General features: G+C 51.5%; 21 protein-coding genes and 1 pseudogene. 8 read left to right on the forward strand and 14 right to left on the reverse strand.

All coding sequences use genetic code 11. From position 1 onward, the window contains the following. Nucleotides 1–36: 36 nt before the first annotated feature. Both rraA and acnB read right to left on the reverse strand, forming a co-directional pair. The gene (gene rraA / locus CEK60_RS05700) at nucleotides 37–531 is read right to left on the reverse strand and encodes a ribonuclease E activity regulator RraA (RefSeq protein ID WP_038483805.1); all 495 of its coding nucleotides are present in this window, start codon (nucleotides 529–531) and stop codon (nucleotides 37–39) included. A gap of 194 nt (nucleotides 532–725) precedes the next feature. Next, a complete protein-coding gene (acnB, locus tag CEK60_RS05705) occupies nucleotides 726–3329 on the reverse strand; it encodes a bifunctional aconitate hydratase 2/2-methylisocitrate dehydratase (RefSeq protein WP_089038207.1) in 2604 nt (867 codons plus the stop codon). A gap of 521 nt (nucleotides 3330–3850) precedes the next feature. Here acnB and miaE point away from each other — a divergent pair. Both miaE and CEK60_RS05715 read left to right on the forward strand, forming a co-directional pair. Further along, nucleotides 3851–4507 carry a tRNA-(ms[2]io[6]A)-hydroxylase gene (miaE, locus tag CEK60_RS05710; protein ID WP_089038208.1) on the forward strand — a complete coding sequence of 219 codons (657 nt, stop codon included), beginning with the start codon at nucleotides 3851–3853 and terminating at the stop codon, nucleotides 4505–4507. A gap of 30 nt (nucleotides 4508–4537) precedes the next feature. Beyond that, nucleotides 4538–8443, forward strand: coding sequence for an AAA family ATPase (locus CEK60_RS05715; RefSeq protein WP_089038209.1), 3906 nt, complete (start codon nucleotides 4538–4540; stop codon nucleotides 8441–8443). Between the two features lie 8 nt (nucleotides 8444–8451). Here the strand turns inward: CEK60_RS05715 and CEK60_RS05720 are convergent, their stop codons facing one another. Genes CEK60_RS05720 through queC form a run of 4 tightly spaced genes read right to left on the reverse strand, consistent with a single transcriptional unit; the run spans nucleotide 8452 to nucleotide 10923 of the window. After that, entirely contained in the window at nucleotides 8452–8733 is a 282-nt protein-coding gene (locus tag CEK60_RS05720; RefSeq protein ID WP_089038210.1) for a YkgJ family cysteine cluster protein, read from the reverse strand. Beyond that, complete coding sequence (locus CEK60_RS05725) at nucleotides 8730–9569, reverse strand: 6-pyruvoyl trahydropterin synthase family protein (RefSeq protein ID WP_089038211.1); 840 nt, start codon at nucleotides 9567–9569, stop codon at nucleotides 8730–8732. The genes CEK60_RS05720 and CEK60_RS05725 overlap by 4 nt, the downstream gene beginning before the upstream one ends. Next, nucleotides 9569–10213, reverse strand: a complete 645-nt coding sequence (gene queE / locus CEK60_RS05730; RefSeq protein ID WP_089038212.1) for a 7-carboxy-7-deazaguanine synthase — start codon at nucleotides 10211–10213, stop codon at nucleotides 9569–9571. The genes CEK60_RS05725 and queE overlap by 1 nt, the downstream gene beginning before the upstream one ends. Beyond that, on the reverse strand, nucleotides 10213–10923 hold the full coding sequence (gene queC, locus CEK60_RS05735) for a 7-cyano-7-deazaguanine synthase QueC (RefSeq protein WP_089038213.1): 711 nt from the start codon (nucleotides 10921–10923) through the stop codon (nucleotides 10213–10215). Before queC ends, queE begins: the two co-directional genes overlap by 1 nt. A 203-nt stretch (nucleotides 10924–11126) precedes the next feature. Here queC and CEK60_RS05740 point away from each other — a divergent pair, with 203 nt between their 5' ends. After that, complete coding sequence (locus tag CEK60_RS05740; RefSeq protein ID WP_038483816.1) at nucleotides 11127–11543, forward strand: SRPBCC family protein; 417 nt, start codon at nucleotides 11127–11129, stop codon at nucleotides 11541–11543. 53 nt (nucleotides 11544–11596) lie between these two features. On the opposite strand, the gene CEK60_RS05745 is transcribed toward CEK60_RS05740, so the two are convergent. The 8 genes from CEK60_RS05745 to CEK60_RS05780 all read right to left on the reverse strand — a co-directional run bounded on the left by CEK60_RS05745 (nucleotide 11597) and on the right by CEK60_RS05780 (nucleotide 20138). Then, on the reverse strand, nucleotides 11597–11836 hold the full coding sequence (locus tag CEK60_RS05745) for a DUF2789 domain-containing protein (protein WP_038483819.1): 240 nt from the start codon (nucleotides 11834–11836) through the stop codon (nucleotides 11597–11599). An 89-nt stretch (nucleotides 11837–11925) separates the two neighbouring features. Continuing rightward, nucleotides 11926–12996, reverse strand: a complete 1071-nt coding sequence (locus CEK60_RS05750; protein WP_089038214.1) for an asparaginase — start codon at nucleotides 12994–12996, stop codon at nucleotides 11926–11928. A gap of 195 nt (nucleotides 12997–13191) precedes the next feature. After that, nucleotides 13192–14391: an MFS transporter gene (locus CEK60_RS05755; protein WP_089038215.1), complete on the reverse strand. Its 1200-nt coding sequence runs from the start codon at nucleotides 14389–14391 to the stop codon at nucleotides 13192–13194. 8 nt (nucleotides 14392–14399) lie between these two features. Then, on the reverse strand, nucleotides 14400–14903 hold the full coding sequence (locus CEK60_RS05760) for a hypothetical protein (RefSeq protein ID WP_038483828.1): 504 nt from the start codon (nucleotides 14901–14903) through the stop codon (nucleotides 14400–14402). Nucleotides 14904–14980: 77 nt separating this feature from the next. Next, a complete protein-coding gene (locus tag CEK60_RS05765; protein ID WP_089038216.1) occupies nucleotides 14981–16237 on the reverse strand; it encodes a DEAD/DEAH box helicase in 1257 nt (418 codons plus the stop codon). 272 nt (nucleotides 16238–16509) lie between these two features. Next, nucleotides 16510–17103 (reverse strand): PqiC family protein, encoded by a 594-nt coding sequence (locus CEK60_RS05770; protein WP_089038217.1) that lies wholly within the window; start codon nucleotides 17101–17103, stop codon nucleotides 16510–16512. A 13-nt stretch (nucleotides 17104–17116) separates the two neighbouring features. Further along, on the reverse strand, nucleotides 17117–18799 hold the full coding sequence (pqiB, locus tag CEK60_RS05775; protein ID WP_089038218.1) for an intermembrane transport protein PqiB: 1683 nt from the start codon (nucleotides 18797–18799) through the stop codon (nucleotides 17117–17119). After that, complete coding sequence (locus CEK60_RS05780; RefSeq protein WP_446718661.1) at nucleotides 18792–20138, reverse strand: PqiA/YebS family transporter subunit; 1347 nt, start codon at nucleotides 20136–20138, stop codon at nucleotides 18792–18794. Before CEK60_RS05780 ends, pqiB begins: the two co-directional genes overlap by 8 nt. 200 nt (nucleotides 20139–20338) lie before the next feature. Here CEK60_RS05780 and CEK60_RS05785 point away from each other — a divergent pair, with 200 nt between their 5' ends. The 5 genes and pseudogenes from CEK60_RS05785 to CEK60_RS05805 all read left to right on the forward strand — a co-directional run bounded on the left by CEK60_RS05785 (nucleotide 20339) and on the right by CEK60_RS05805 (nucleotide 26183). Continuing rightward, nucleotides 20339–21313, forward strand: coding sequence for a calcium/sodium antiporter (locus tag CEK60_RS05785; RefSeq protein WP_089038219.1), 975 nt, complete (start codon nucleotides 20339–20341; stop codon nucleotides 21311–21313). Nucleotides 21314–21518: 205 nt separating this feature from the next. Then, a pseudogene (locus CEK60_RS05790) lies at nucleotides 21519–21722 on the forward strand (cytochrome ubiquinol oxidase subunit I); the annotation flags it as partial. 49 nt (nucleotides 21723–21771) lie between these two features. Next, the gene (gene cydD, locus CEK60_RS05795; protein WP_089038220.1) at nucleotides 21772–23451 is read left to right on the forward strand and encodes a thiol reductant ABC exporter subunit CydD; all 1680 of its coding nucleotides are present in this window, start codon (nucleotides 21772–21774) and stop codon (nucleotides 23449–23451) included. Beyond that, on the forward strand, nucleotides 23448–25175 hold the full coding sequence (gene cydC, locus CEK60_RS05800; RefSeq protein ID WP_089038221.1) for a thiol reductant ABC exporter subunit CydC: 1728 nt from the start codon (nucleotides 23448–23450) through the stop codon (nucleotides 25173–25175). The genes cydD and cydC overlap by 4 nt, the downstream gene beginning before the upstream one ends. 15 nt (nucleotides 25176–25190) lie before the next feature. Beyond that, nucleotides 25191–26183, forward strand: a complete 993-nt coding sequence (locus tag CEK60_RS05805; protein ID WP_089038222.1) for an adenosine deaminase — start codon at nucleotides 25191–25193, stop codon at nucleotides 26181–26183. Nucleotides 26184–26892: the final 709 nt, after the last annotated feature.

Here is a 26892-nt window from a genome sequence, read left to right on the forward strand (position 1 = left end):
GGTGGCACTAAGTACCACACCTGGCAAGCCCTTGCCTTAGGAGAGCTCAAGCGGTTTTTCGGCGATAATAATGCCGTTGTTATCTGCGTAAAGCCATTGTCCAGTGTGTAACGTGGCGCCTGCAAAGGTAATAGGTATATCGCGTTGTCCTTCGCCGCGCTTTTCGCTCTTGCGCGGATGGTTGCCTAACGCTTGAACGCCAAGTGGCAGTGTGACAAGAATATCGACGTCTCGTACACAGCCATACATCACCACACCAGCCCAGCCATTTTTAGCGGCTTGCTCGGCGAGCATATCACCAAGCATGGCACAGCGGTGTGACCCGCCAGCATCCACAACTAGCACTGCACCATCACCTGGTTCGGCAACAGCTTGCTTAACCATTGAGTTGTCTTCAAAACACTTAACGGTACGAATAGGGCCGTAAAAACTGTCGACGCCACCATAATTAGCAAACATCGGTTCAAGTACTATTACGTCAGGATTCGCATCACATAAATCTGGTGTGACAACAGGGGTTGCATATGTCATTACACGCTCCTATGAAGCATTATCTTCAAAATTAGCCCATGAAGATCCATTGTTGAAAGTCAGGCGGCCATAAAAAAACGCCCCAGCCTGCAAGCAGGTTGGGGCGTTCGGTCATCGGCTCAAAAAGGAGACATTGTCATCCTTCTTGCGATGTTGCGAGCATCGGCGATAAGTTCTCGGTACTGCAAAGAGCATTAAGCTTCTTGGGCAACCGGAATCACGTTCGAGGCGATTTTTTGATACTCCTCGATTTCGTGGAAGTTCATGTAACGATATATTTCTCCAGCGAGTGCGTCAAATTCACTCATATAGCGCTGGTACTCTTCCACGGTTGGAAGGCGGCCTTCCACGGCAGCGACGGCTGCGAGTTCCGCTGAGGCGAGGTATACATTTGCACCATCACCTAAGCGGTTCGGGAAGTTACGTGTAGACGTAGACACAACAGTGCTTTTCGCTGCAACGCGTGCCTGGTTACCCATACACAGTGAACATCCCGGCATTTCCATGCGGGCGCCAGCACGGCCATAAATGCCGTAATAGCCTTCTTCGGTAAGCTGGTGCTGATCCATTTTGGTCGGCGGTGCCAGCCAAAGGCGCGTTTTCAGGCTGCCCGCAGGCTGTTTTTCAAGTAGTTTACCGGCTGCACGGAAGTGGCCAATGTTGGTCATGCACGAACCGATAAATACTTCATCAATTTTTTCGCCAGCAACGTCTGATAGCAGACGAGCATCATCTGGATCATTAGGCGCACAAAGAACGGGTTCTTTAATTTCGCTCAAATCAATTTCGATGACTTCGGCGTAGTCAGCATCTTTGTCAGCACGCATCAAGCTTGGGTTATCAAGCCATGCTTCCATACCTTCGATACGACGGCTGATAGTGCGTTCGTCACCGTAGCCATTCGCAATCATCCACTTCAGCAGTGTGATGTTGGATTTAAGGTACTCGGTGACACTTTCTTCAGACAGGGTGATTGTACAACCTGCTGCACTGCGCTCTGCTGAAGCGTCGGAAAGCTCGAAAGCTTGCTCGACGGTCAGGTCTTCAAGACCTTCAATTTCCAATACACGGCCAGAGAAAGCGTTCTTCTTGCCGGATTTCTCAACGGTTAGCAGTCCCTGCTTGATGGCGTAGAGGGGAATAGCGTGAACCAGGTCGCGCAGTGTCACGCCCGGCTGGCGCTCACCTTTAAAGCGCACCAGTACGGATTCCGGCATGTCCAGCGGCATAACGCCAGTCGCAGCAGCAAACGCTACCAGACCAGAACCTGCTGGGAACGAAATGCCCAGCGGGAAACGGGTGTGAGAGTCACCGCCGGTACCCACTGTGTCGGGCAGCAGCATACGGTTCAGCCAGCTGTGGATGATGCCGTCGCCGGGGCGAAGAGAGACGCCGCCACGGTTCATGATGAAGTCAGGCAGTGTGTGGTGAGTATCCACATCGACAGGCTTTGGATAGGCCGCAGTGTGACAGAATGACTGCATGACCAAGTCGGCCTGGAAACCAAGGCACGCTAAGTCTTTCAGCTCGTCACGGGTCATCGGCCCGGTTGTGTCCTGAGAGCCAACGGTGGTCATCTTCGGCTCGCAGTACATGCCGGGGCGTACGCCGTCCAGGCCACACGCTTTACCGACCATTTTTTGAGCAAGGGTGAAGCCCTTACCAGTATCAACCGGCTGGTCTGGCAGGCGGAAAACATCAGAAGGCTCAAGGCCTAGCGATTCACGCGCTTTACCGGTTAAACCGCGACCGATAATCAGCGGAATGCGTCCACCTGCGCGCACTTCGTCAAGAATCAGTTGGGTTTTAAGTTCGAAGGTTGTCAGTACTTCGTCGGTACCGTGCTTGCACACTTTACCTTCGTATGGATAGACATCAATGATGTCGCCCATTTCCAGTTTGGCAACATCCATTTCAACCGGCAGTGCACCAGAATCTTCCATAGTATTGAAGAAGATCGGGGCGATCTTGGCACCAAAACAGAAGCCGCCAGCGCGCTTGTTGGGCACGTAAGGAATGTCGTCGCCGAAGAACCAGAGTACAGAGTTAGTGGCGGACTTGCGTGAAGAGCCAGTACCAACGACGTCGCCCACATAGGCAACGGGGAAGCCTTTCGCTTTAACTTCTTCAATTTGTTTCAGCGGGCCAGTCGTGCCTTGCACTTCGGGTTCAATACCTTCGCGCTCGTTTTTGAGCATGGCATTGGCATGCAGCGGGATGTCTGGGCGCGACCATGCGTCAGGCGCAGGAGAGAGGTCGTCAGTATTGGTTTCGCCAGGAACCTTAAAGACGGTTAAGGTGATTTTCTCTTCCAGTGCAGGCTTGGAGAGGAACCACTCTGCAGCAGCCCAAGACTGAATAACGTCTTTAGCAACAGCATTGCCATTTTTGGCGCGCTCTTCAACGTCATGGAACGCATCAAACATGAGAAGGGTATGCTTGAGCTGTTCGCCAGCTTCACGAGCAAGTTCTTCATTGTCTAATAGTTCGACCATGGAGACGATGTTATAACCGCCTTGCATGGTGCCGAGAAGTTTGACGGCATGGATCTTATCGATCAGCGGAGAGGTGGCTTCACCTTTAGCAATCGCGGTTAAGAAACCTGCTTTTACATAAGCAGCTTCATCAACGCCTGGGGGGACTCGGTTGGTGATTAGGTCAAGAATAAACTCTTCTTCACCGGCCGGCGGATTTTTAAGTAGCTCAAGTAAGGCAGCGACTTGTTCGGCGTTCAGGGGCTTGGGCGGTACGCCCTCTGCAGCGCGTTCCTCGACATGTTGGCGGTAAGCTTCAAGCACGTTGGGGCCCTCTCATCTTCTTAATGGTGACGAGCGCATACCCACACGGTATTGAGTATGTGCCCGGACACGTGACATACGCTTGACAAACAGCGTCTGGTGGATGAGGTGGATTCTACGGGAAACTGTCGACAATGTTAAGGCGGCAAGCTCCTGAGGGCCTTGTACTTTATGTTGAGGAGATGGTGTAGGGTTTCTTAATAGCGCGTTTTTTTCTTAATTAATCCAGCGGGTGGAAGTTTTTTACCGAACAGGCGTAATTGAGGGTGAGGGCGCGTGTGATTATTGTGATGCCGCGTTACCATACTGTTTGATTATTTCGTCGTATTATTATCACTACGACAGCTGAATCGCGGGTATTGTGGTGTGGAGCTTCAATATAAGCGTAATTTTATATTAGATATGTGCTATATAAAAAGTGTTGTTACGGCTCTTTCAACAGCGAGCGTAATGGCAGGGAACAAACGCCCAGGGCGTTTATATGTTGTACAATAGTGAGATAAGCGCTTGGTAATGGTGTTATGTCGATACAATTAAATATGTTGCAACCTGTAGGTCATGCGCTTCAAGCGGATGATTTACTGCCAGAATGTCTCCATCAGTTTCTTGCTTGCTCAACGCCTGATGCTTGGCTGCAATGGGCGCTGGATAACCCAGAGATACTTCTTGTTGATCATGCTCAGTGTGAGAAAAAAGCCGCTTCAACGGCAATGAGCTTGCTCTATCGTTACGTTGATCAGCCGTTACTATTAAGCAAGATGTCGCAACTGGCTCGAGAAGAACTACTGCATTTCGAGCAGGTAGTTGGCTTAATGGAGAAGCGAGGCGTGGCGTATAGTCACCTTACTGCGTCACGCTATGCCGAAGGCTTGCGCAAGCATGTGCGTAGCAATGATCCTGACCGTTTAATTGATGTGTTAATTATTGGTGCGCTCATTGAAGCACGTAGCTGCGAGCGCTTTGCGCGCTTAATTCCTTATTTAGATGAAGAGCTTGCCAAGTTCTATCGCACGTTAGTGAAGTCAGAAGGCCGTCACTTTGAAGACTATTTGCTGCTTGCAAGACAGCAAACATCGGCATCAATAGATGACAGAATCGCCTTTTTTGTGGCGCGTGAAGCGGAGTTGATTACTTCGCCAGATACGGCTTTTCGTTTTCATAGCGGTGTGCCTGCTTAAGCCACCGCTAGTCTAGGTAGGATATGTATCATGCGCGATGCTCGTGAGACAGACCAACTGACCCTGTTTGGCCATTTCTCTTTATCACAAGGAGAAGATGTGCTGACGCACTTCAGTTATGACAAGGTAAAAGCGCTGCTCGTTTATTTGTTGCTGCACCGACAGCCGGTCAACCGAGCTTCCCTCGCAGAGTTGCTTTGGCCAGACCAGGGGCTGTCATCGGGCAGAACCAACCTACGTCATGCGCTTCACTGTCTGCGTCAGTCGATGGGGGACAATGCCGAGCAAGTGTTGAACGTATCCCGCCAGACCATCGCTTTTCAGTTGCCCGCCCACTGGCGGGTTGACTTGCACGAATTACAGCAATTGTTGGAAGGCCCTCGAGATTTGGCGAACCTCGAAGAGGTGATGTCGTGTTATCAGGGGGATTTGATAGAAGAACTCCAGCTTGCCAACTGCAGCGAATTTCAACGCTGGTTAGTTCAGGTGCGCAATGAGTGGCGTCAGCGTGTTATTCGTTTCGCTGAACAGGTGCTGGATGCTCACGCAGATGTACCTGACAATCTATTGGAAGGTTTAGTCAGTCGCTTTTCTGGCTACGGTCCATTTCATGAACGTCTGGTACGTCAGTTGGCCGAGAAAAATCAGATGGCGGCTGCCCATGAACAGTACAACAGCTATTTACAGTTGTTAGCGCTTTCTGGACAGCAGCCCGAACCGAGCTTTCTACAGTTAGCTAATTATTGGTCAGATGGTCACCATGACCCGCGTGTATTGAGCCCGCAAGGCGCTTTTTCGCGCGTGTTGGCCGCGGATAGTAAGCCTCTTCGCGAAGATGAAATTGAGCTGCGCCAGTTATCTGTGATGGCTATCCGGCTTAAGTTACAAGGTGATTGGCAAGATCGCGCGGCTACCCGAAACTGCTTGGCGCTTCAATTAGAGCTACTGCGCTGGTTAGAACAGCAGTGTCATCACTTGGGTGGCTTCTGGTTGCCGGGCGCAACAGGTGGGCTTGGCTTGGCCTGCTTTGGTACCCATGGACCGGCTCATCAGTTGGCAGAGCTGGTTGCGCTTTATGAGCACTGCCGTCTGGCGTTGCCTTTAGAGTCCCAGCGCCACTGGGTCGGTGATGGTGATCCTCCAAAATTTGAGCTCGCCGCAGGTCTTAATAGCGGAAGAGTGGTTTATCTACCTGAACGTCAGCTAGCTGACCCGCTTGGCCAAGTAACCCAAGTATCGCTGGAGTTAATGAGTGCCGCAGAAGGCAGTGAGTTGGTAATTTCTCAAGAAGCCAGCCAGCACATGCCGCCTGCACTTGATTTGCAACCGCGGTTGGTATCTCGCTTAGTGGCTAGCGATGGCCGCGTCCGCTTGAGAGCGTTAGTCCTGGGAGTAAATGAGGGCGGTAGGGATGCGCTACCTCCCAGTTTAGTGGGTCGAGAAACATCACTACGCACGCTAAGAGACGCGCTGGCGAGGGCTGGCATTGGTTTGCGCCAGAGCGTGCTAGTACGTGGTGCATCCGGGATGGGTAAGTCTGCGCTAATGGTGGGGTTTCGCCAGTTAGAACTGAGTCGTGATGCTGCCATTTGTTGGCAGCCAACGACGCGGCTATCGGTGCTAGAGCCCTACGGTGTCGCACGTACTCTGCTCGCTTGGTATGTTGAAGCAACGCCAACTTGTGAAGCTGTTCGTCAATTGCAAGAAACGCTCTCCTTAGAGCCTCTGGAGGATGAGCGTCAGCAATTGCTTGAAGAAGCGCTCGGTGTGCGTGATGTTCAAGAAGTTGCTCAGTTAACTCAGAATGGTGAGGCTATTGAGCTAGTTGTAAAGCTGTTACACCGCTTAATCGATCATCTGGCCAGTTCACGGACATTGGTACTGATGATTGATGATCTGCAATGGCTTGATGAACCTTCATTCAAGGTGTTGGCAGGGTTACAAGCTCGGTTGCCGATCAATACAGCCTTCATGCTAGTCGCCAGTCACCATGGCCGAGAGTCACTTCCGGTCAAATTGCACTGGGATCAGCAAATTACGCTTGGAAGGCTGGATGCGCAACAGTCGTCTCGCTTGCTTTCTCAGTTATCCCGCCGGTATCGCATTCATTTAAGCCCACGGCTACGCAATCAAATCATTGAGCGTTGCGACGGGGTGCCGCTGTATATGCAAGAGATTTGTCGGCGTTTAGATATGGATCGCCGTGAAGGTCGCAGTGTACAGTTTGATGAGCTGCCCAAAGGGTTGTTAGGACTGCTGGCTAGCCGAATTGACCAGTTGGAGGGTGATCGGGAAATTGCCCACGTAGCGGCGGTATTAGGCAAGCGTTTCCGTCTTGATTTTCTGCAAGAGTGCAGTGGTTGGGAAAAGCCGCGGCTGTGCCAAGCAATTGAGCACATGCGTCAACTGGAAATTATCGAGCCAGTGGATAAAGACGGGGGGGAGCCAGAGCATCAGTTTAGCCACCAACTGCTGCAAGAAGCCGCTTATCTTTCGTGCCCTAGGGATGTGCGGGTTAAGCTTCATCAGCAGGTAGTCACGCTGATTGAAGAGCGCTTCCCTGTATGGATTAGCCGCCACCCAGGAGATTTTGCAACCCACCTACGCCGCAGCGGCCACTACGCCAGGGGCGCTCGTTACTTTGAACTGGCCGCGCGGGAAGCCCTCAAGGTGAGCGCTAACCGTACGGCACTGCGCATGGCAGACTTCGGACTTGCTAGCCTGCGTCATGTCGATCATGAAGTTGAGCGCGAAGTGAGTCTGCTGACCGTGCGTGGCCAAGCGGCCTTCGCCTTAGAGGGGCATGGTTCGCCCACTGCGCATGAGAGCTTCGTGCGTGCGAGGGAGTTGCTCCGCCAGTCGGGTGGCGCCGCCACGGAAGATCCCGAAGACCTTGAGCAAATATTTTTGGTTAAGTGGGGCTTATGGGTTGGCCGAAGTCAGCGCTATGCCCACGCCGATGCATTTGCACTCGCCTCGACGCTGGCAGACATTGCTGGGCGTTTAGAGGATCCGCGCTACCAAAGGCTGGCAGATTATGCGCGGGCGCATTGCGAATACTGGGCTGGACGCATTCAGCAAGCGCATGACCACCTGGACGAAATTGACCCGCTCAATGCGCAAATGATGATTGAATGGCTGCCATTCTCTGATCACCCGCAAGTAACCGCGGCTTCTTTCCAAGGCTGGGCGCTCTGCTTGCGTGGTGACTACCAGCGCGCAGAGCGGCATATCTCTTCCGCGATCCGATTAGCTGAAAAAATTGGCCATCCAGGTACGCTTGCCATGGCGTTGATGTTTTCCGCCGCGCTTTATCGGCAGCTTGGCCATGTACATCTAGCAGCACGACACGCTGAGCGTGCTGCTGCAATGACGGGTACGCCCGATTTGCAACTGTGGCAGATTTCTGCCCAGGGGATTCTTGGCTGGCAGCGAGCGCTGGCGGGCGATCAAGGGGGCTTAGTGCAGGTGCGGGACAGCCTGGACCAGATGGCAGAGCTGAATGGGCGTGATCGCTATCAGCGTCCGGTCCTATGGTACTCAGATGCATGTATTGAGCTTGGCGAGTTAAAAGCGGCTGAAGATTATCTGGATCAGTGTCTGGTCATTGCCAAAGAGCGCACAACGCTCTTTTTACCTGAGTTGGCAACGCAGTTAGCTAAAGTGCGTGATTTGCTCGGGCACCCTGCTAATGAAGTGAAAGCGCTGGCTGAAATGGCCATTAATCAGGCCCGGGAGCATGGCAATCGCCATCAGGAGCTTGCAGCGCTCGAGCTTTGGTTGACGCGTATTGCACCAAACGACTTGCAGGCCAAAGAAGCATTTAGGCGCTTATTGAGTGAAGTGAGCCATAGTGATGCGCCAGTGCTTGTTCGCTGGGTTAGTCTGCTTGATAGACGGTTGCCCCACGCGGTAAGTGTTGAAAACGAAACCTGAGCGGGTGACTAACGGGTTGATGTTTCCAGCCAGTTAAGTGTGGCGAGCGCCTCTTCTCGGTGCTCGCCACACACATCAGCATCATAGTCGAACCGCTCACACACAGCGGGACGGCTAGGATCGCCAAATAACCTGCATAGATTGTCATCACTTAGCTGTACGCATCGAACGCCCGCCGGCTTGCCATTTGGCATGCCGGGTATATAAGAGGTGATCGATGGTGCAATACAGCAAGCACCGCAGCCTGCTCGGCAGGCGGCGGTGTCTGTTGCGAAAACGTGACTACTCATGGCGAGGCTTCTGCCGTCGCGCCTTTATCAATCCCCTCAAAGGCTTGAACCAGTGTTTTATGGCCGCTGTGATCTGCAATACTCTTGGCAAGCCATAACGCAATATTCTCGACGGTTGTCGGCTTGGGCAGTACACAGCAGCGTTCTTGAGGCAGTGTGATCGAAAATGTGCCTTGTGCCGACTGATAACGGCAAGTCAGCTTTTCATCAATCTGGCTTTCAATATCGGCCTGTTCAAGCAGATATCGATTATCCAGCCATGCTGCCCAGCGCTGCTCAAGCGCTGGCTGACGTGCCTGCTGCTGCCAGATAAACAGGCGCGAGCGGTGGCCATGAGCAATCCGCTGACAGTTGCCGAGATGCCGTTTAAGTCCGTGAGTGTAGCCATAGGCAGCGCCGTCTATAGGCTCGTCACTCAGCGTTAGCGTGACACTGTGGACATTAGCTGGCCGTTGCTCTTGCTTCGTCAGCTGTGAGCTTAAATAGTGGGTGACACGCTCAACAGTGATGGTGTCCCAGGGGAGCAAGGTAAATGCTTGGGCTGGCCCGCGAACTTCCATTTCGTAAGGAGTCGCTGTTCTAATGCAGATACCTTCAGCGCAGTCAGTAACCTTAATGCCGGGCGCGTTGACAGGTACGAGCAGCGTATGGTCTAGGCCACTATCGAGTGTGCGTTTGATCCAAGGCTTAACTTCCCCGAAGTCAAAAAGCATACCATCTTCGCCTAGCTCCCCATCCAGTTGAGCATCTACTTGCCAGCTACAGCCTACCAACCCTTTTGTAGGGCACCACAGTGAAACATCAATATGGCTGAGACGATTTACAAATAACGCCATTACTCAAATCCTGCAATTTTGTGCGTTTGAAGCGATAGCCGCCACTGGGGGTTAGCCATGCAATACTTGGTGGTTGCCTGAACCGTCGCGTGATTTCTCTGCGCTATGCCGTGGTCCATCGGCTGCAAAAAAAAGTGGTTGAAGTCCAAATTGGCAAATTGAGTGGGTGGCGCTGCAGATTGTGGGAAAACCAGCTTTAACTCATCGCCACGGGTGACCACCAGTGGATTAGTGCCCTTCGGGCTAACACATAGCCAGTCAATTCCTGGCGGTGGTATGACCGTTCCATTCGTTTCAACAGCCACTTCAAATCCATCGCTGTGTAGTAGTGCGATCAGCGGGGTATCAAGCTGGAGTAATGGCTCGCCGCCCGTGAATACCACGTAGGGCGTTGCTCTCCCCGCATGAACTGGCCAAAGGGCTTTAATGTGATCAGCGAGTTCACGTGGTGTGTTAAAGCGCCCACCGTTAATGCCATCCGTACCGATAAAATCGGTGTCGCAAAAGGAGCATTTTGCGCTGGCGCGATCGATTTCACGCCCAGACCACAAATTGCAGCCGCTAAAGCGGCAAAACACGCTGGCACGGCCTGCCTGAGCACCTTCGCCCTGCAAGGTATAAAAGGCTTCTTTGACGTGATACATCAGCCGATAACCTGTGCAGGGGTCGATTCATACGCCAGTGGGTCTGAAGTATTGTTGGCTGCGAACGCCGCCAGACGTTCACGGCAGCTGCCACACTTGCCGCAAGCCAGTGGGCGTCCTTCATAGCAGGTCCAGGTATCACGGTAGTTCAGGCCCATTGCTAAGCCATCGCGCAAGATATCGGCTTTGCTCGATGCTAGATAAGGTGCATGCAGCGTTATCGGTTCAAAATTAGCGATGCCAGCGACCTGATTCATTGCGTGAACAAATTCAGGGCGGCAGTCAGGGTAGAGAATATGATCACCGCTGTGGGCGCCGTAATCGACACGCCCCGCACCGATATTAACTGCCTTAGCAATGGCTAACGAAAGCAGAATCATATTGCGGTTAGGGACAACGGTGGTAGTGAGGTTATCAGCAGTGTAGTCACCCTCAGGCATTGATATATCTGGGTTGGTCAGCGCTGAGTTATCAATTAAGCCGTGAATAGCACGTATATCAACGACTTGATGGGGAATATTGTGCTGCTTACAAACTGCTTTCGCTATGTCCAGTTCTTTGGCGTGGCGTTGGCCATAATCAAATGAGAGCGCATGAACCTCGAGCCCTTCTTTTATTGCGCGGTGAAGAACGGTATAGGAGTCCATACCGCCGGAATAAATCACAACGGTAGATGACGCGTCTGCGCCAGAGGTAGGGGGTAACGACATAATAATTACTCATTGGCCGGAGAATTTATTGAGTGCTTTAGCGTCGCGCTAAATGAGATTCCGGGGTCCGGTCCGGAAGGACGGCAGTTTACGCAATGCGGGCTTGCCTGGCCAGTGGTAGCGGCAATTGGTACCATTTTCTGTTCGGTATGCGCATGGGCCAACATGCTAAGCTAATCCTTCTAGTCGTAAGGGATGAATCCATGGCCACCATAGAACATAGCGAAATTATTAATGCTCAGCCTGAAAGAGTGTTTGAACTGCTGAGTCGAGTTGAAGATTTTGCTGACTATTCTGATCTCATTAGATCAATTGATACCTTAGGCGATAACCGTTATCGCTGGCATGTCCACGCGGTGGGTATGGATTGGTCATTTGATGTGGCAGTAACCGAGATCAAGCCACCTTATGTGCTGGCATGGGAATCATTGGAAGGCGTTAAAAACCAAGGTCGTTATCAATTGCGTGAAGTGCCGGAGGGGACAGAGGTATCGCTTACGCTGAGTTATGAAATCCGTAATCGATTGGTGGAAAAAGCGGTGAATCGTGCTGCAAAGCCATTAGTGGGAAAAGTGAGCAGGCAAATTCTTGAGCGCGTTGAAGCTCGCCTCAACAGTTAATGGCTACATTGGCGCCGTTAGTGAGCGGCGCGCAAAGAGGTGTTCAGCAGCAATCAAGCTCGTTTGTGCATCGAGGCATCAAGGTGGTCGACAACTTCGGCCCAGTCGGCATCATCTTCCACGGCCTCACGAAGAAAATCAGCTTGGCCTTCGTTCCAGCAGGGAGCCTCTGCGAGCGGCATTTCTTTGGGTAGGGGGGAGTGGCGCTGAATAAAGTGCTCAATGGACTCTGCATCCGAGCGTAGCCCGAGTTGTTCAAATAGCTCGCTAAAATGGTGTACAGGCCGTTCCATACGCTGCTTTCCTTTTTGGTTATTAACGTATGTTTAAACATAGCGTGTATAAGTGACTACGCCAGTGCGAATTGATCGACGTGCGGTGTTTAGCGCTCGCCGACAAGTGGCGTTAAAAATCGCTGGCGTCGAATGTCCATGGAAAGGGGTTGAGCCAGTAGGTGAACGAGTTTGGTGAAAGCGGCTTCCGGCGTCATGTTATCTCCAGACAGTAGGCCCGCTTCTGCTAGACCGTGGCCCGCTGCGTACTCGCCCATATGAATGCTGCCCTGGGGGCACTGGCTAACCGCGGCCAGCAGCTTTCCTTCGCCACTGGCGTTAGCAATGACATCAATGAGTGCAGGGTCGTTGGGTATATTACCTGCTCCCCAAAGCTGCAGTAGAGCCCCCTTAACGCGCGAATCACCGAGCAGAGCTTCCAATTGCCAAGGCGATATACCTGGCCACAATGCTAGTCTGATAACGGCGCCATCGGAGACGGCTTGATAGTCTGAAAGCTCAAAGCGGGGCGCGCCGCGTTGTTGAAACCCTAAACCTCTACTTGGGTAATAAATGAAGTCTTCGCCAACGCGTTCACCGATGCAGGGGTAGCTTGGTGAGATAAACGCATCTAATGACTCTGTATGCTGTTTAATCGCTCGTGAACCCCTCAGAAGGCGATTTGAAAAGTAGATCGCCACCTCTTGTAACTCAACGTTTGCAGCAAACCTTAATGCTCCGTAAAGGTTGCCGATCGCATCGCTATTAATCATTTCAAGAGGATGCATAGAGCCTGTTAACACAACCGGGCGGTCAATCCCCTGTAGCTGATAGGCAAGACTCGACGCGGTCCAGCTTAGGGTATCCGTGCCGTGGATAACGACAAATCCACGGTAGTTGGCTAAGTGGGCAGCAATATCGTTGGCAATCTGTTGCCAAGTCAGCGGCGTCGCTGCACTTGAGTCGATCAATGATGCATAACTAAGCACGTCATAAGCGGGAAGAGCATGTTGGTGCGATATAGGAAGCTGGCTTAGTGCGTCTGCCATGCGATCTTGAAAGTTCCCCCCTGGGGCTAGTCCCTTTACATTTGGCTGCATGCCAATGGTGCCGCCAGTATAGATGACCAGCACACGTTCTTGAGTGGGGGCGGCGTTTGCCAGGGGAGAAGTGATGCTCATAGCCGTTTCCTGAATTGGGCGAATCTAAAAGGGTCTTTCTCAATCGTAGCGTCTAAGTACGTGTGTCTAAGTACGTGTGTCTAAGTACGTGTGTCTAAGTGCTTGTGTCTAAGTACCTGTGCCTAAGTGTCCGTGCCTCTGTATGCTATTGAAACAGGCTCTGCAAACTGAGGCAGGTATTGCTATGCACGACGGCTAACCGCGATGTACTAACAACTCACCGCTATGATCGTCTAATTGGCGGTTACGCCCAGCCAATAAGGCAAATCCGCAACAAATAGCAATTAGCAGAATAAGCAGCCATGCTATGTGGGCTAACTCTGCTCCGGCTTGCAGCATCAGACCAACCCCAAAGGGGCCTAGCGCTGCCAACGTATAGCCGCCACCCTGTACTAAGCCAGAAAGCTGCCCCGCGAGACGCGAGTTAGCCGTTCGTAACACCAACAGGCTGAGTGCTAAGCTGAAGCTGCCGCCTTGACCAATACCAAGAAGTACCGCGCCGGGCCACTTCCAGGCTAGTGGCGCAATAAGCAACATCCAAAGCCCTAGTGCAGTGCTAAAAAGAACTAGTAGTAAGGCAGGGCGTTGATCGTGGGTTAAGCGGGCTAGCCAAGGTGCGCCCAGTGCTGAAACTAGCTGACACATGATTGAGATGGCCATTGTCCAGCCGGCCGCAGCTTCATCATAGCCTCTGTAGACTAATAAGGTGGGCAGCCAACCAAACACAATGTAAGCCATGGAAGACTGAATGCCCATGAACAGCATGACATGCCACGTAAGTGGCTTACGCATTAATTGGGCGAGCGAAGAAGAGCTTCTTGGCTTGAGTGGGGTGTGTTGGGCCGTTGGCATGTTGATCACCCATAGTGCCAGGGCTACTAATGCTAACAGTGACCAGCTCATTAGACTCAACTGCCAGCTGCCTAGCCATTGCATCAGCGGAACACTAAGACCAGCGCCTAAAGCACCGCCGAAACATAACGCCATGGTGTATAAACCAGTCAGAAGATCGGCGCTGTGGGGAAGCTCGCGTTTAACAAGCGCTGGTAGAAGGGTGCCTGCAAGGCCAATCGCGCTGCCTGCCATTGCTGAGCCAATAAAAAGCGCGCCAGGCACTGGCATGCCTCTTAAGATTAAACCGCAGGTTAATAAAAGCAGTGCACTGCTCAGGGCCCGTTCACTGCCCAACTGTTTAGCCAGTAGAGGAGCAAGTGGGGCTGACAAGCCTAAAAAAAGCACGGGCAACGTGGTTAGAATGCCCGCTGATGCAGGGTTTAGCCCTGCAGTTTCTTGCAGTCGGGAAAGCAGCGGCGCAACTGATGACATAGCAGGGCGTAAATTAAGCCCTACTACGAACATCAGAACAATAAAGGTGTATGTGCGACGAGAAGCCATGCTGACATTTACTTGAGGTGGGGGCGTAAGTCGCCGCGTACCGCATCAAGCAGGGTAATGAAATGATAATCTTGCTGCGTGTCTAAGCAGTCTACGCGCACCTCGGTACGCATCCCCTTATCAATATTCAGCTTGTCGTAGATTTCGAGGGTTAATTTACGTGCAGGTTTATCCCCAGGTGTAATAATGCCGTCTTCCAGCGTAAAGGTTTCCAGTAACGTTACCCGTACTCGCGTGCTGCTCTCTTCGCTAAGTACCCGTCGTACAAATAACCATCCTTCACAGGGTAGCGATTCGTTATCATTACGTTCACGTAAGAAAAGTGTGCGATAACAAGCGCCCTCTGTAGAGGCTTTTTCAGCCATGCTGCGATACGCCTGCAGCACTTGTCCAGCCGATGCCCGGGCATCTTCTAGCCGCTGTGAAATACCTTGGTGCTCACGGCTTAGTTGCTCCTGGCGTTGAAAGGTAAGCCACTGGCGGTAATCGTTAATAAGTTGAGACGACGCCATAATCACTCCATGAATAAGTTAAGCTGTGCCAGCGGAATACGCGAAGCGACAACCTTCGCATATTCCTAAGCTAAGGGCTAGCGACGGGCGCGACGACGACGTTCACCGCCTGTGTTCGCTGCTTGTCCTTCCGGTTTACGCTTGGCGCGGGGCTGCTTCTGACCGCGGCGGCCATTTTCAATCGGCTCGGGCTTGGCGTTGGGATCAGGTTCAAAACCGGGTTCGATACGTTTTGGCAGGTTTTGCTTGATAAGACGCTCAATCCCACTCAGCAAGCCGTGTTCGTCGACACATACGAGCGAAACTGCTTCTCCATCGCTGCCCGCTCGGCCGGTGCGTCCAATGCGGTGAACATAGTCCTCTGCCACATTGGGTAAGTCGAAATTAACGACATGGGGAAGTTCGTTGATATCTAGCCCGCGAGCGGCAATGTCAGTGGCGACAAGGACTTGCAAATCACCGCTTTTGAAAGCACCTAGTGCACGTGTTCTAGCCCCTTGGCTCTTATTGCCATGGATGGCCATGGCGGGTATGTCTTGCTTAGAGAGCTGCTCTGCTAAGCGGTTCGCGCCATGTTTGGTGCGTGTGAAAACGAGTACCTGAAACCAACCATGCTGCTGAATTAAATGGGCCAGCAGCTCGCGTTTTTTATCACGATCTACTCGGTAAATGGTTTGCTCAATTTTTTCAGCGGTCGTGTTGCGAGGTGCGACTTCTATTAACGCTGGGTTGTTGAGCAGCTGTTGCGCCAATAACTGTATGTCGTTGGAGAATGTTGCAGAGAACAGCAGGTTTTGACGCTGTTTCGGCACTAAGCGCAATAGACGCTTGATATCATGGATGAATCCCATGTCGAGCATGCGATCAGCTTCGTCGAGCACCAGGATTTCTACGGCCGATAGATCCACGTGGCCCTGCTGATGCAAGTCTAGTAGCCGACCTGGCGTGGCGACCAACACATCAAGCCCCGCTTTGAGTGCATCCACTTGTGGCTGTTGGCCAACACCGCCGAAAATAATATGCGAGCGTAAAGAGAGGTGCTTGCCGTAAGCGGTTACGCTTTCGCCTACCTGGGCAGCAAGCTCGCGCGTAGGCGTGAGCACTAACGCGCGTACTTGGCGTTTGCCGGGGCGCTTGCCATTCGCTAACCGCTGTAACATGGGCAACGTAAAGCCAGCGGTTTTGCCTGTGCCAGTTTGTGCACTGGCGAGCATGTCGCGACCTTCAAGTACAACGGGTATAGCTTTTTGTTGAATAGGGGTAGGCTGCGTATAGCCCTGCGCGGTAACCGCGCGTAGTAAATCGTCGTGCAGACCAAGTTCAGAAAAGCTCATGCGTTCTCCGCAATCGCTTAGTAAGTGACGCCGCTTGGCGTCGTCGTTACTGAGCGTAATGTTCAAAAAGCGAGGATGGTACACCTTCGCGGCAGCGAAGTTTGCCAGATAAAGCACGCTGCCGCGATGGTCATTTTTTTGCCGATCAAGACGGTGAAATAGGCATTGGCTTGAATCGGGGGTGACGTGGTGATGCTGAAAGATGACTCCTTTAGTATATCATGGATACTTCATTTCAGCGTTTAACCTAGAGGCTGGATGCCTTACTGATGTCACATCTGAAAATAATTTCCTTCGCGGATCTCGTTGGCGATTTGCAGGGCCACCTTATCCCAGCTTTCGCCAAGTGAGCGAACGAGAGCAGGGTAGCCGTCCTGCTGGAGCTCGGTCTCTGCAGAAAAACTTTTTAGCGCAAGTAGGTTGTTATCTGCGCCGCGTAACTGCCATTGGCCACTGGTGACCGCTCGCCCGTCGTGCCGCCCCTGAAATTGATCAACTTCAAGTAGTAATGTGAGCGCTTCAGGTGCATTGCCATCAGCATGAACGACCTGAATGGACGTGAGTTCTTGGGATAGTTGAGCACGTAATGCACGTTCTAATTGGCGTCCAATACTTTCAGCCCATTGGTGTTCGCGGGCTTCATTTAGGGTGATGTCATCAAGCTGCATGACGATGCCGTCCACATCCAGATAATGTGCTAAACGTGGTGCTCGCACCTGCAGTGTGCCGATCGGCTGGTTTGGCGAACTCACTGCATTTTCGCTTGGTAGCATGTAGCGAGAGGGTGGTGTGACACTGCTAGCGCAAGCACTTAGCTGTATGCAAAGGCCAAGTAGTGATAAATAGCGGATTGCCTTATAGCGCATAGTAAGCTCCTTCTTAGCGTGGTGCGCGAGGCACGGGATCTTGAGTATCCAGGTTGTCGAATAAGAGCGCTCTTGGGTTTTCATTTAATGTGCGAGTAAGTGGTTGTAAGTCGCGCATTAAGCGATCCAGCCGTTGAATAGCCGTTGTTAAATCCTGATAGGCTGGAGATGACGGTGATACACCTTGCAAGGTGTTACGCAGCTCCTCAAGAGTCGCATTTACGTTTCCGCCCACTGCCTGAGTATCGGGATCATTCAGCAACTGGTTGATGGAGGTGCTTACTTGGCGTATCTCGTTGAGCACACTTTCAGATGCTTGTAAGTTTCGGTCTAAACCTGCAAGTAATGGCTCAACTTCAAGCGCGTTTAATTTCTCAAGCAGGCTGGTTATCTGCGCTTGGATCTGTGCAAAGCCGCCAGCAACAGTAGGGAATACTGTCCTCTCGGAGAACGTTTCGGCGACATATTCATCAGCTAAATCGCGTTGAAAATTAAGATCAACGAAAAGTGCACCCGTTAATAGGCTGCCATTTTTGAGTGATGCACGTAGCCCTAAGCCGAAAAGGCGCTTAAAGCGTGAGTCCCATTGTTCTATGTCGATGTCGGCATTTTCAATGCCCAACCGCTGAGGCTCGATTCGAATCAGCACTGGGATGGCAAACTGAGAACGCGAGTCGGGCTGTGGAGCGGTAAAGTTCCAGGGTACCGACGCAACCGTACCGATTCTTACCCCGCGAAATTCAACGGGCGCACCTTTCGATAATCCGCGAACGGTATCATCAACCAATAGCACGTACTCTAAATACTGATTGAAGGTTCCTTCCCGGGCAGTATTTTCATCCGCATAGAGATTAAAGCGTGCATTGGGCTCTACGGGTTGCCCCATCGGCAAGTCTTCTGGCACGCCAAACGTAACGCCGCCTCCCAGTAATGCTTCAAGAGACTCCACGTTGACACGTACACCATCGGCATCTAGTTGGAAATCAACGCCGCTCGATGTCCAAAATCGAGTGCTATCCGTTACCAACTGGCCGTAGGGTTCTTCAATAAATACTTGGTGGTGCATGGTGCGAGATTCCGCGTCAAACCGAGTATCTTCAACTCGTCCTACGGTATAGCCCTGGTAAGAAACAGGGTCGCCTATACGCAGTGAGTTACCCAGTTGACTGACTAAGCTGATTTGCAAACCAGCCTGCCCAGCTGGGGCAACCGGTGGTGTATCACTTACCGTAAACTCGCGCTCAGGTTCATCCGACTGACCTGCCTCTAGCTGAATATAGGCACCCGACAATACCGTGCCCAGCCCGCTAATGCCCTCGCGGCCGATGCGCGGCTTTACCACCCAGAATCGGCTATCTTCCCTAAGCATCGCTTCCGCTTCTGGTTGTATGCGGGCGGTCATAACGGCGTGGGAAAGGTCATCAGATAAGCGAACGTTTTGGACTCTGCCTATTTCAACATTGCGGCTGCGAATAAGCGTGCTGCCCGCTTCGATACCTTCCGCACTGTCCATTGTTAGTGTGACGAGCGTGCCTCGGCTGGCGTAGTTGTCGTAGGCAAGCCAAAGCCCAATCACCACCGCTACGATTGGCACGATCCAAATCGGAGAGAGCCGTGTTTGCGGTGATGACTTCGCACGATGTAAATCGTTGTTGTCGTTGGTATCGGCTTTCTTTGGTGTTGAATCATTAGCCATCAACAGTTTCCTTGGTGGCCGTGTTACGGCGTGTAGAGCGAGGAGGCGGAGTGTCCCAAATTAAGCGCGGGTCAAACGTCATGGCTGCTAACATTGTGAGCACAACGACGGCAGCAAACGCGAGCGCCGCCGGCCCTGGTGTAATTGACATTAACGACCCTGCGCGAATCAGAGCGACTAATATTGAAACCACAAATACGTCAACCATTGACCATCGGCCTATAAATTCAGTCAGCCGATAAAGTCGAGTTCGGCTTTGTGCGTTGAGCTCGTTGCTATGCTTTATGACCATACAGAGCCAAACCAGTGCGACCAGCTTACCAACGGGAACAATAACACTCGCCACAAAGATAACCACGGCCACGGGCCAGGAGCCCATTTGGATCAGCTGCACAACCCCACCGATGATCGTTGAGGGTGATGAGTGCCCTAAGCTAGTCGTGGTCATAATAGGGTATACATTAGCAGGGATATACATCACCGCTGCTGCAAAAAGCAGTGCCCAGGTGCGTTGCAAGCTGTGTGGTAATCGTGGGTGGAGCTTTTCTTGGCAGCGCAGACAGTGCCCCTTGCCATGCTCATTAAGCCGATTAATTAGGCCGCAAGTTGGGCAGCCGGTTACCTCTTGGCTTGCCGCTGTCGTTCCTGTGAGAGTGCCTTCTGGCGCGAGGGGTTCTTTCTCTAAAGAGAACCACATCCAATCTGAATCAATGGATTGTGTCGTTAACAGTAAAAGGATGGCAAACGCGCTGAACGCCCAGAAAGAGATGCCTATTTCAATGTGTGCCATGCCAGCTATTTTTATCAAACTCACCAGCGCCCCAACGATGAAGACATCCGCCATCATCCATGGGGTAAGCCTCGCTAGTGAACGAGCGATGTCCCGACTAAACGGCATTGGATGGCCGCGAAGTAAGCCAAACTGAAGCCAGATCACGCTAATTAGATAAATAGCGGGCAGCACAACAATGGTCATAATGACAGCGATAGCGACAACAGGCTGATGAAAAGCGATGAGCGTAGTGGCAGTCTGTGAAAGTTCTATACGATTACCAATGCCACTGATGCTAAAGCTAACAAACGGAAATGATACTGCTGCAAGTAGCGCTATTAAGGATGAAAGCGCTAGCGCCATGCTTCTCTGAGCAGGATAGCGATGCCGCTTTACCAGCACATGTGAACAGCGTGGACAAGATGCTTTCTCTCCAGAGCCAAGCGGAGGAAGTGCAGACACCCAGTCACACTCATGACAGGCGCGTAAGCGTCTACGCTGGGCGCGAGATTCAGGAGGGCGGCAGTCGACCTGTGGTGAGTTCACCCGCAAAGAAGGTCGTTTGATAAACTGAAAATGAGGCAACTGCTAATTCTCAATACGTTGAGGAATCCAAATTAGTACGGTGGGCAGGTACTACTGTCAAATCGAGATTAATCTTCGCCCCGTAAAACAGCACTTGACCTAACCAACTAGTTAGACAAGGATGCCTCGGCAATGGTGCCTAATGATAGTGCCTAACATTACGTTATTAAGGAAATGAAATAATGTTGCTCCCTTTTTTGGCTGTAGTTTTGGGCTTGGTGCTTCTTGTATGGAGCGCTGAGAAATTTATCGATGGTGCTGCAGCTACCTCTAGGTGGTTAGGGCTATCGCCACTATTAATTGGCATGCTGGTTATTGGTTTTGGCACCTCTGCACCAGAAATGATGGTGTCAGTGTTGGCGGCCATGCAAGGAAACCCTGGTTTAGCGGTAGGTAACGCCTATGGTTCCAATATCGCTAATATTGGCCTTGTTTTAGGTTTTGTCGCGTTGATCGCTCCTTTAGCGGTGCATTCTGGTGTGATCCGTAAGGAGATGCCACTGTTGATAGGTGTCATGCTTTTGACGGGTTATATGCTTTATGACGGTTGGATTTCTCGCGGAGAAGCCGTCTTACTGCTAGGTGCGTTGGCGCTCTTTATTGGGGTTAGTATTGTCCGTTCACGAGGACAGCAAGATGATCCGCTAGTGGGTGAAGTAGCAGAAGCGCTGGATAGTAAGCCCATGTCTCGTGGCAAGGCGTTTATGTGGACGCTAGTTGGACTAGTCTTGTTGATCGCTAGTTCGCGCATACTGGTGTGGGGGGCGGTCGAAATAGCGGTAGCTTTTGGAGTTAGCGACTTAATTATTGGCTTAACCGTTGTAGCAATAGGAACATCCTTGCCAGAGCTTGCTTCTTCTATCAGCGCTTTGCGGCGCAAAGAGCATGATATGGTGCTGGGTAATGTCGTAGGTTCTAATTTATTTAACAGTTTGGCTGTGGTAGGTCTTGCTGGCGTTATTACACCGATTGAAGTGGGGCGCGAAGTGCTAATTCGTGATTGGAGCGTCATGACCTTTATGACCCTCATGATGGTGTTCTTTGCTTTCTCTTGGCGGGGGCGCCCGCGGCGTATAAACCGTATCGAGGGTGGCGTACTGTTCTCTATGTTCATTGCTTACACTGGCTACATGGTTAGCATCGTAGTGATGTCCTAACTGCGTCAATGCGACACAGTTTTGAAGAAGCGCTAGTAGTGTATAACGTTTGTCACAGCATCAAATGACAACACATTCGAATCTCAGGCTTAGTTGCTGTGTCGCTGCATCGTGCCTAGAGCCTATGCTCATTGCTAAAGTGCAGCACCAGTAAGGCTTAACTAAGCTTGTGTGGCCCAGCTTATCCAGGTCTTGGGAGAGTGTGATGGAGCTTGCCCTCTGCGTGCTATCGCGAATTCAGTTCGCCTTTGTGGAATATTTCCATGCAATTTTTCCAGTTTCTACTATCGGGCTGGTCTCCTATATAGCATTACTCCATGGGCTTTTCTTTAAAACCCAAAACCCAGCTTGGGACCGTCTTTCGCTATTTTGGACAAAAGTGTTTGCGGTTGTCTTTAGCTTGGATGTACCCATTGCTGGCAAGGCGCGACCATCAAATGAGGAGTGCCACTAACCTTATGGCTACCTCTCAATCAGGTCAGGTAATACCCTTAACTTCACGCTCATGGTTGAAATCTCTTGCTCGGCGTGAACACAAAAAGCTCACACTAGCCGCAATAGGTGGCGTGCTTGCAGGGGGGCTTACGGTTTTACTAGTGGTGGGGCTTGCATGGTGCATTGATCAGCTTGTCATTCATGGTCGCTCACCGGCATCACTGACAGTTGTTTTCTTGGGGTTGGTGGCAGTGGTGCTGTGTCGCTCACTACTTCAAGCATTGCAAGAAGCCAGTAGTGCAGAGGCAAGTCTTCGTATTCGCCAGCATGCGCGAGAGGCGTTGCTAAATAAGGTGGCGACGCTTGGGCCCGTTTGGCTTACTCGCCAACAGAGTGGGGCGATAGCGACTCAGGCGGTAGAGCATATTGACGCGTTAGACGGTTATTTCGCGCGTTTTTATCCTCAGATGAGGATTGTCGTCGCCTTACCGTTACTTATCCTTTGCATTGTTGGATGGCTGGACTACCTTGTGGCCATCTTTTTGTTGCTTTCTGCGCCACTTATCCCGCTTTTTATGGCGTTGGTAGGTATGGGCGCTGAGCGTTTGAATCGTGATCAATTCATGGCCGTGTCGCGTTTGTCGGCCCACTTTGTAGATCGAGTCAGAGGGATGACGACGCTCCAGCTGTTTGGCCATACCAAGTCAGCACAAAAAGATGTTTGGTATGCCACCGATGACTATCGACGACTAAGTATGCGCACGCTGCGTCTAGCGTTCCTATCATCCGCGGTGCTTGAGTTTTTTGCATCTGTGGCGATTGCGGTTGTGGCCATGTACGTCGGTTTTGGTCTACTTGGTTATATCGACTATGGGCCTTCCTCCTCTCTAACCCTCTTCACTGGGCTAGCCGTTTTATTGCTGGCACCCGAGTTTTTTCAGCCTCTACGAACACTATCCCAGCACTATCATGACCGCGCAGCAGCATTAGGGGCGGCTGAAAGTATCGTGGCAATACTGAACGAACCAGATCTGGTTCCTTCAGCCACATCAGTGCCTCGTTCGGAAAATACCGTTATTGAGCTGCGCGGGGCGGGTGTCGGATATGAGGGGCGTGCCACGGTCTTGTCCGACCTGAACGCTACCATCCGACGTGGTGACGTGGTTGTTATCACCGGTGAATCAGGTAGCGGTAAATCATCCATCCTAGCCTTAATGGCTGGTTTTATGATGCCTAGCAGCGGTGAGTGCCGCTATCGTCACAGTGGTCAGGTCGCGTGGCTGGATCAAACGCCTTGCATTATTCAGGGAACTCTTGCCGATAACCTGCGCTTAGCGGCTCCTGAGGCTGATCAGGTGTCAATGGTACGAGCACTGCAACGGGCAGGGCTGGGTGAGTTGTTATCCCAGCTACCAAATGGTCTGGAAAGCCTGGTAGGCGAGCGTGGTGTCGGGCTCTCCGGGGGACAAGCACAACGTCTTACGCTGGCGCGTGTCTACCTTAGCGAGGCGCAACTGGTTTTATTAGACGAACCGACGGCAAGCCTAGACGCTATCACTGAGAAGGCTGTCATTCAGGCACTACTAGATTGGGCAAAGGAAGGCCGTACGCTAGTTATTGCAACGCACCACCCTGCGCTGGTAGCCGTTGCTAATCGTCATTTTACCTGTGAAGCCGGTCAGCTTATTGAGGCGACGGTATGAAGCAGTTTTATCGCGATATGAAACCATGGCTGCTCATAATGCTGCGTCGTCGTCAGCGTTTCTTTATGGGGGCATTATTAGCGTTGGTGACGCTCCTGGCAGGTCTTGCACTGTTAGGGCTTTCGGGTTGGTTTATTGCCGCGTGTGCGTTGGCTGGCATCGCGTTGGCAGCTGGATTGCCCGTTACTTTGGATATTTATGTTCCCGGTGGCGGTATTCGTTTTTTTGCACTGCTGCGAACGGTGGCACGTTACGCGGAGCGTCTTTATAACCACAATACCGTACTGACATTATTAGCTGATTTGCGCTACCGCGTATTTGGCGATTTAACCAGGTTGGATGAGGCAACGCTTAAGCGCCGCCGCGCGAGTGAATGGCTAAGTCGCTTAACGTCGGATATTGATACGCTTGACAACCTGTATCTGCGCTTGCTTATCCCTCCGTTAGTTGGGCTGTTAAGCATCCTGGTGGTATCTGGCTTTATCGCTATTTGGGTGCCAGTGTTGGGTGGTTTGATAGCCGCTGTGTTGAGCGTGCTATGGCTTGTAGTGACGCTTGGCTATGCGTGGTTGGGGTTTGGTAATAGCCACCAGCAAGTTAGCGACCAAGAAGAGTTACGCCGTCTAGTGCTTGATCAAGTACAAGCGTCGGCTGAGCTAATGAGTTACCAAACTAATCCTTGGTACCGTACGCGGATTAATCAGCACGAAGACCAAGCGCTAAGTAATCAGCGTCAGCTTGCTTATAAGTCGGCCATTGGCAACGCGCTAGTATTAGCGGTGACCGGCGTATTGTTGGTGGGCGTATTATGGCTGGGCAGCTTCATTGTAGAGGCCGGCCACGTGGCGGGGCCTATCATTGTTATGGCGGTTATCGCTGTGCTGGGTATAAATGAAGTATTCACTACGTTGCCTAACGCCTTTCTAAAAGTCGGTGCTAGCTATGGCGCTGCTCGGCGATTAAATGCACTGAGCAGCATAATGACTGAGGCGCCGTCGTTGGCCTTGCCTGATGCTTCTCGCGGGCATCCAGTGGCGTTCAACAATGTTTTTTTTCGTTATCCCGATACAGCCTATTCGGTGCTGTCTGATACTACATTTACCTTGCCTGCCGGAGAGCGAGCAGTAGTGACGGGTATTTCAGGGGCGGGTAAGTCAACGTTGGCTAACCTTATTATGGGTAGAGTTTCGCCTTCAGAGGGGCAGGTTTACGTTGCCAGCTGTGCGCCTTCTAACGTTACTATGGAAAGCCGTGCCAAGCACTTTGCTTTGCTTACGCAGCAGGTTGATCTTTTTGATGGATCGTTAGCGGCGAATCTGCGTATCGCGAACCCTGAGGCAAGCGATGATCAACTGTGGGAAGCTCTCTCTCAAGTTGCCCTAAAGGATTGGGTAAAGCAGCAACCCAATCAGCTTATGACCCAAGTCGGCGAAATGGGGCAGCAGCTCTCAGGTGGGCAAGCGCGAAGAGTGGCATTGGCTCGTGTTTTTTTGCGGGATCCAGCAGTCGTGCTTTTAGACGAACCCTTTGCCGGTGTGGATGCCTTCACCGCTATGCATATTGCTAAATCTCTTGACCATTGGCTCACTGGACGAACAGCGATCTATTTTATTCACCAAGTAGAATGCCCGTCGTTGCTGCCTGGTGTTAACTACCACTGGCGACTTGCTGGGGGGAAGTTAAATACGGATACTCTTGATAATGTTGGAAATAATTTATCCTAATGACAGGAGTTTCGTATGCATGAATTTCTTCTTCAGCTCCCTAAGGTAGAGCTTCATTTGCATATCGAAGGCTCGCTAGAGCCTGAGTTAATGTTTGAACTTGCCAAGCGAAATGGTATTGAGCTTCCTTACGCTACGGTTAAAGAGGCAAAAGCGGCTTACGAGTTCGATGACCTACAGGGGTTCCTAAATCTTTATTATCAAGGCATGAACGTGCTGCGCACAGAGCAGGATTTTTATGACTTGGCGATGGATTATTTCAAGCGTGCTCGTGGGGAAGGGGTCGTGCACATTGATATGCATTTTGACCCTCAGGCCCATCTCCAGCGTGGCATTCCTCTTGACGTTGTGATGGCGGGATTACTTCGTGCGAAAGAAGAGGCAGAGGCTACGCTTGATCTGTCTGTTGGCATGATTATGGCCTTTTTGCGCGATCGTCCGGCTGAAGAAGCGCTCAGCGTGCTTGAAAATGCTGCTCCGTACTGGAAGTTTCTGGATGCGATTGGTTTAGATAGCGCAGAGCGTGGTAACCCTCCGGCAAAATTCCAGGCGCTCTTTGCGCGAGCAAAACAGCTTGGTTTGGTGCGTGTTGCCCACGCAGGAGAAGAAGGTCCTGCTGAATATATTGCTGAAGCACTGGATCTTCTCGATGTTCAGCGAATTGACCATGGGGTTCGCTGCCTCGAAAGTGACACGGTGGTTAAGCGACTCAGAGAGCGTCAAATCGTACTAACGGTTTGCCCGCTGTCTAATGTCAGTTTGAAAGTGGTTGATGATCTTCGAGATCACCCTCTTCCCCAGTTGTTGAAAGAAAACCTCAAGGTGACAATTAGCTCAGACGACCCGACTTATTTTGGCGGTGGGTTGCTGACAAATCATGTTGCCTGTGCTGAAGCATTTGGCTGGGATGCGGAGGTGTTCCGCATGCTGAACCGTAATGCAATTGAAGAAGCTTTTGTTGATGAGCCACGTCGCCAAGAGCTTTTGCAACGTCTTGAGTTGGTATGAAAGAACCGCCGACCTCGTGTTGATGGTGGCTTATGTAAATCGCTTCCCATTTCACCGTCGGCCAGCATAGGGTTGGTTGCTACCCGTAATGACGTCCCTACTAGACAAACTATCTTCTTAAGTAGTCGCCTATCTTCTTTCTAGGTGGCTATCAAACAAGATAAAAAAGTGTTGACGAATAAATAGAAATGGGTAGAATACGCCCCACATCGAACGGCAACGCCCTTCGGTAGCTCTTTAACAATTTGATCAGGTAATTCATGTGGGCGCTTGCCGATGAGGGTGATAAATCACCAAATATCAAGGCAAGCGGTCATGAGAACGACAGTTTTTAAACGTAAGTTTTTAAACAATAGTTGAATGAATTCGTTTGAACCTTGAGCCAAGTTTGATGCGCTTTTGTTGTTCGTAAACATTACGTTTTCGGGTGACGAGTAAGCATCACAATGATTTTAAACTGAAGAGTTTGATCATGGCTCAGATTGAACGCTGGCGGCAGGCCTAACACATGCAAGTCGAGCGGTAACAGGGGTAGCTTGCTACCCGCTGACGGCTGATCTGAATCGTACGTATTTTGCATACCAAGCCAATCAAATAGGTGAGTATGCGTGACTTTTAACACTTTTAGCGAAAAATGTCAATCGGCGTTTTCTTTTATGTCGTGCGAGATTCTGTGGCTACGCCGAGGCTGACCAGCGCACTCTCCGTT

The sequence above is a fragment of the Halomonas sp. N3-2A genome (genome assembly GCF_002216165.1).
GTDB lineage: Bacteria > Pseudomonadota > Gammaproteobacteria > Pseudomonadales > Halomonadaceae > Vreelandella.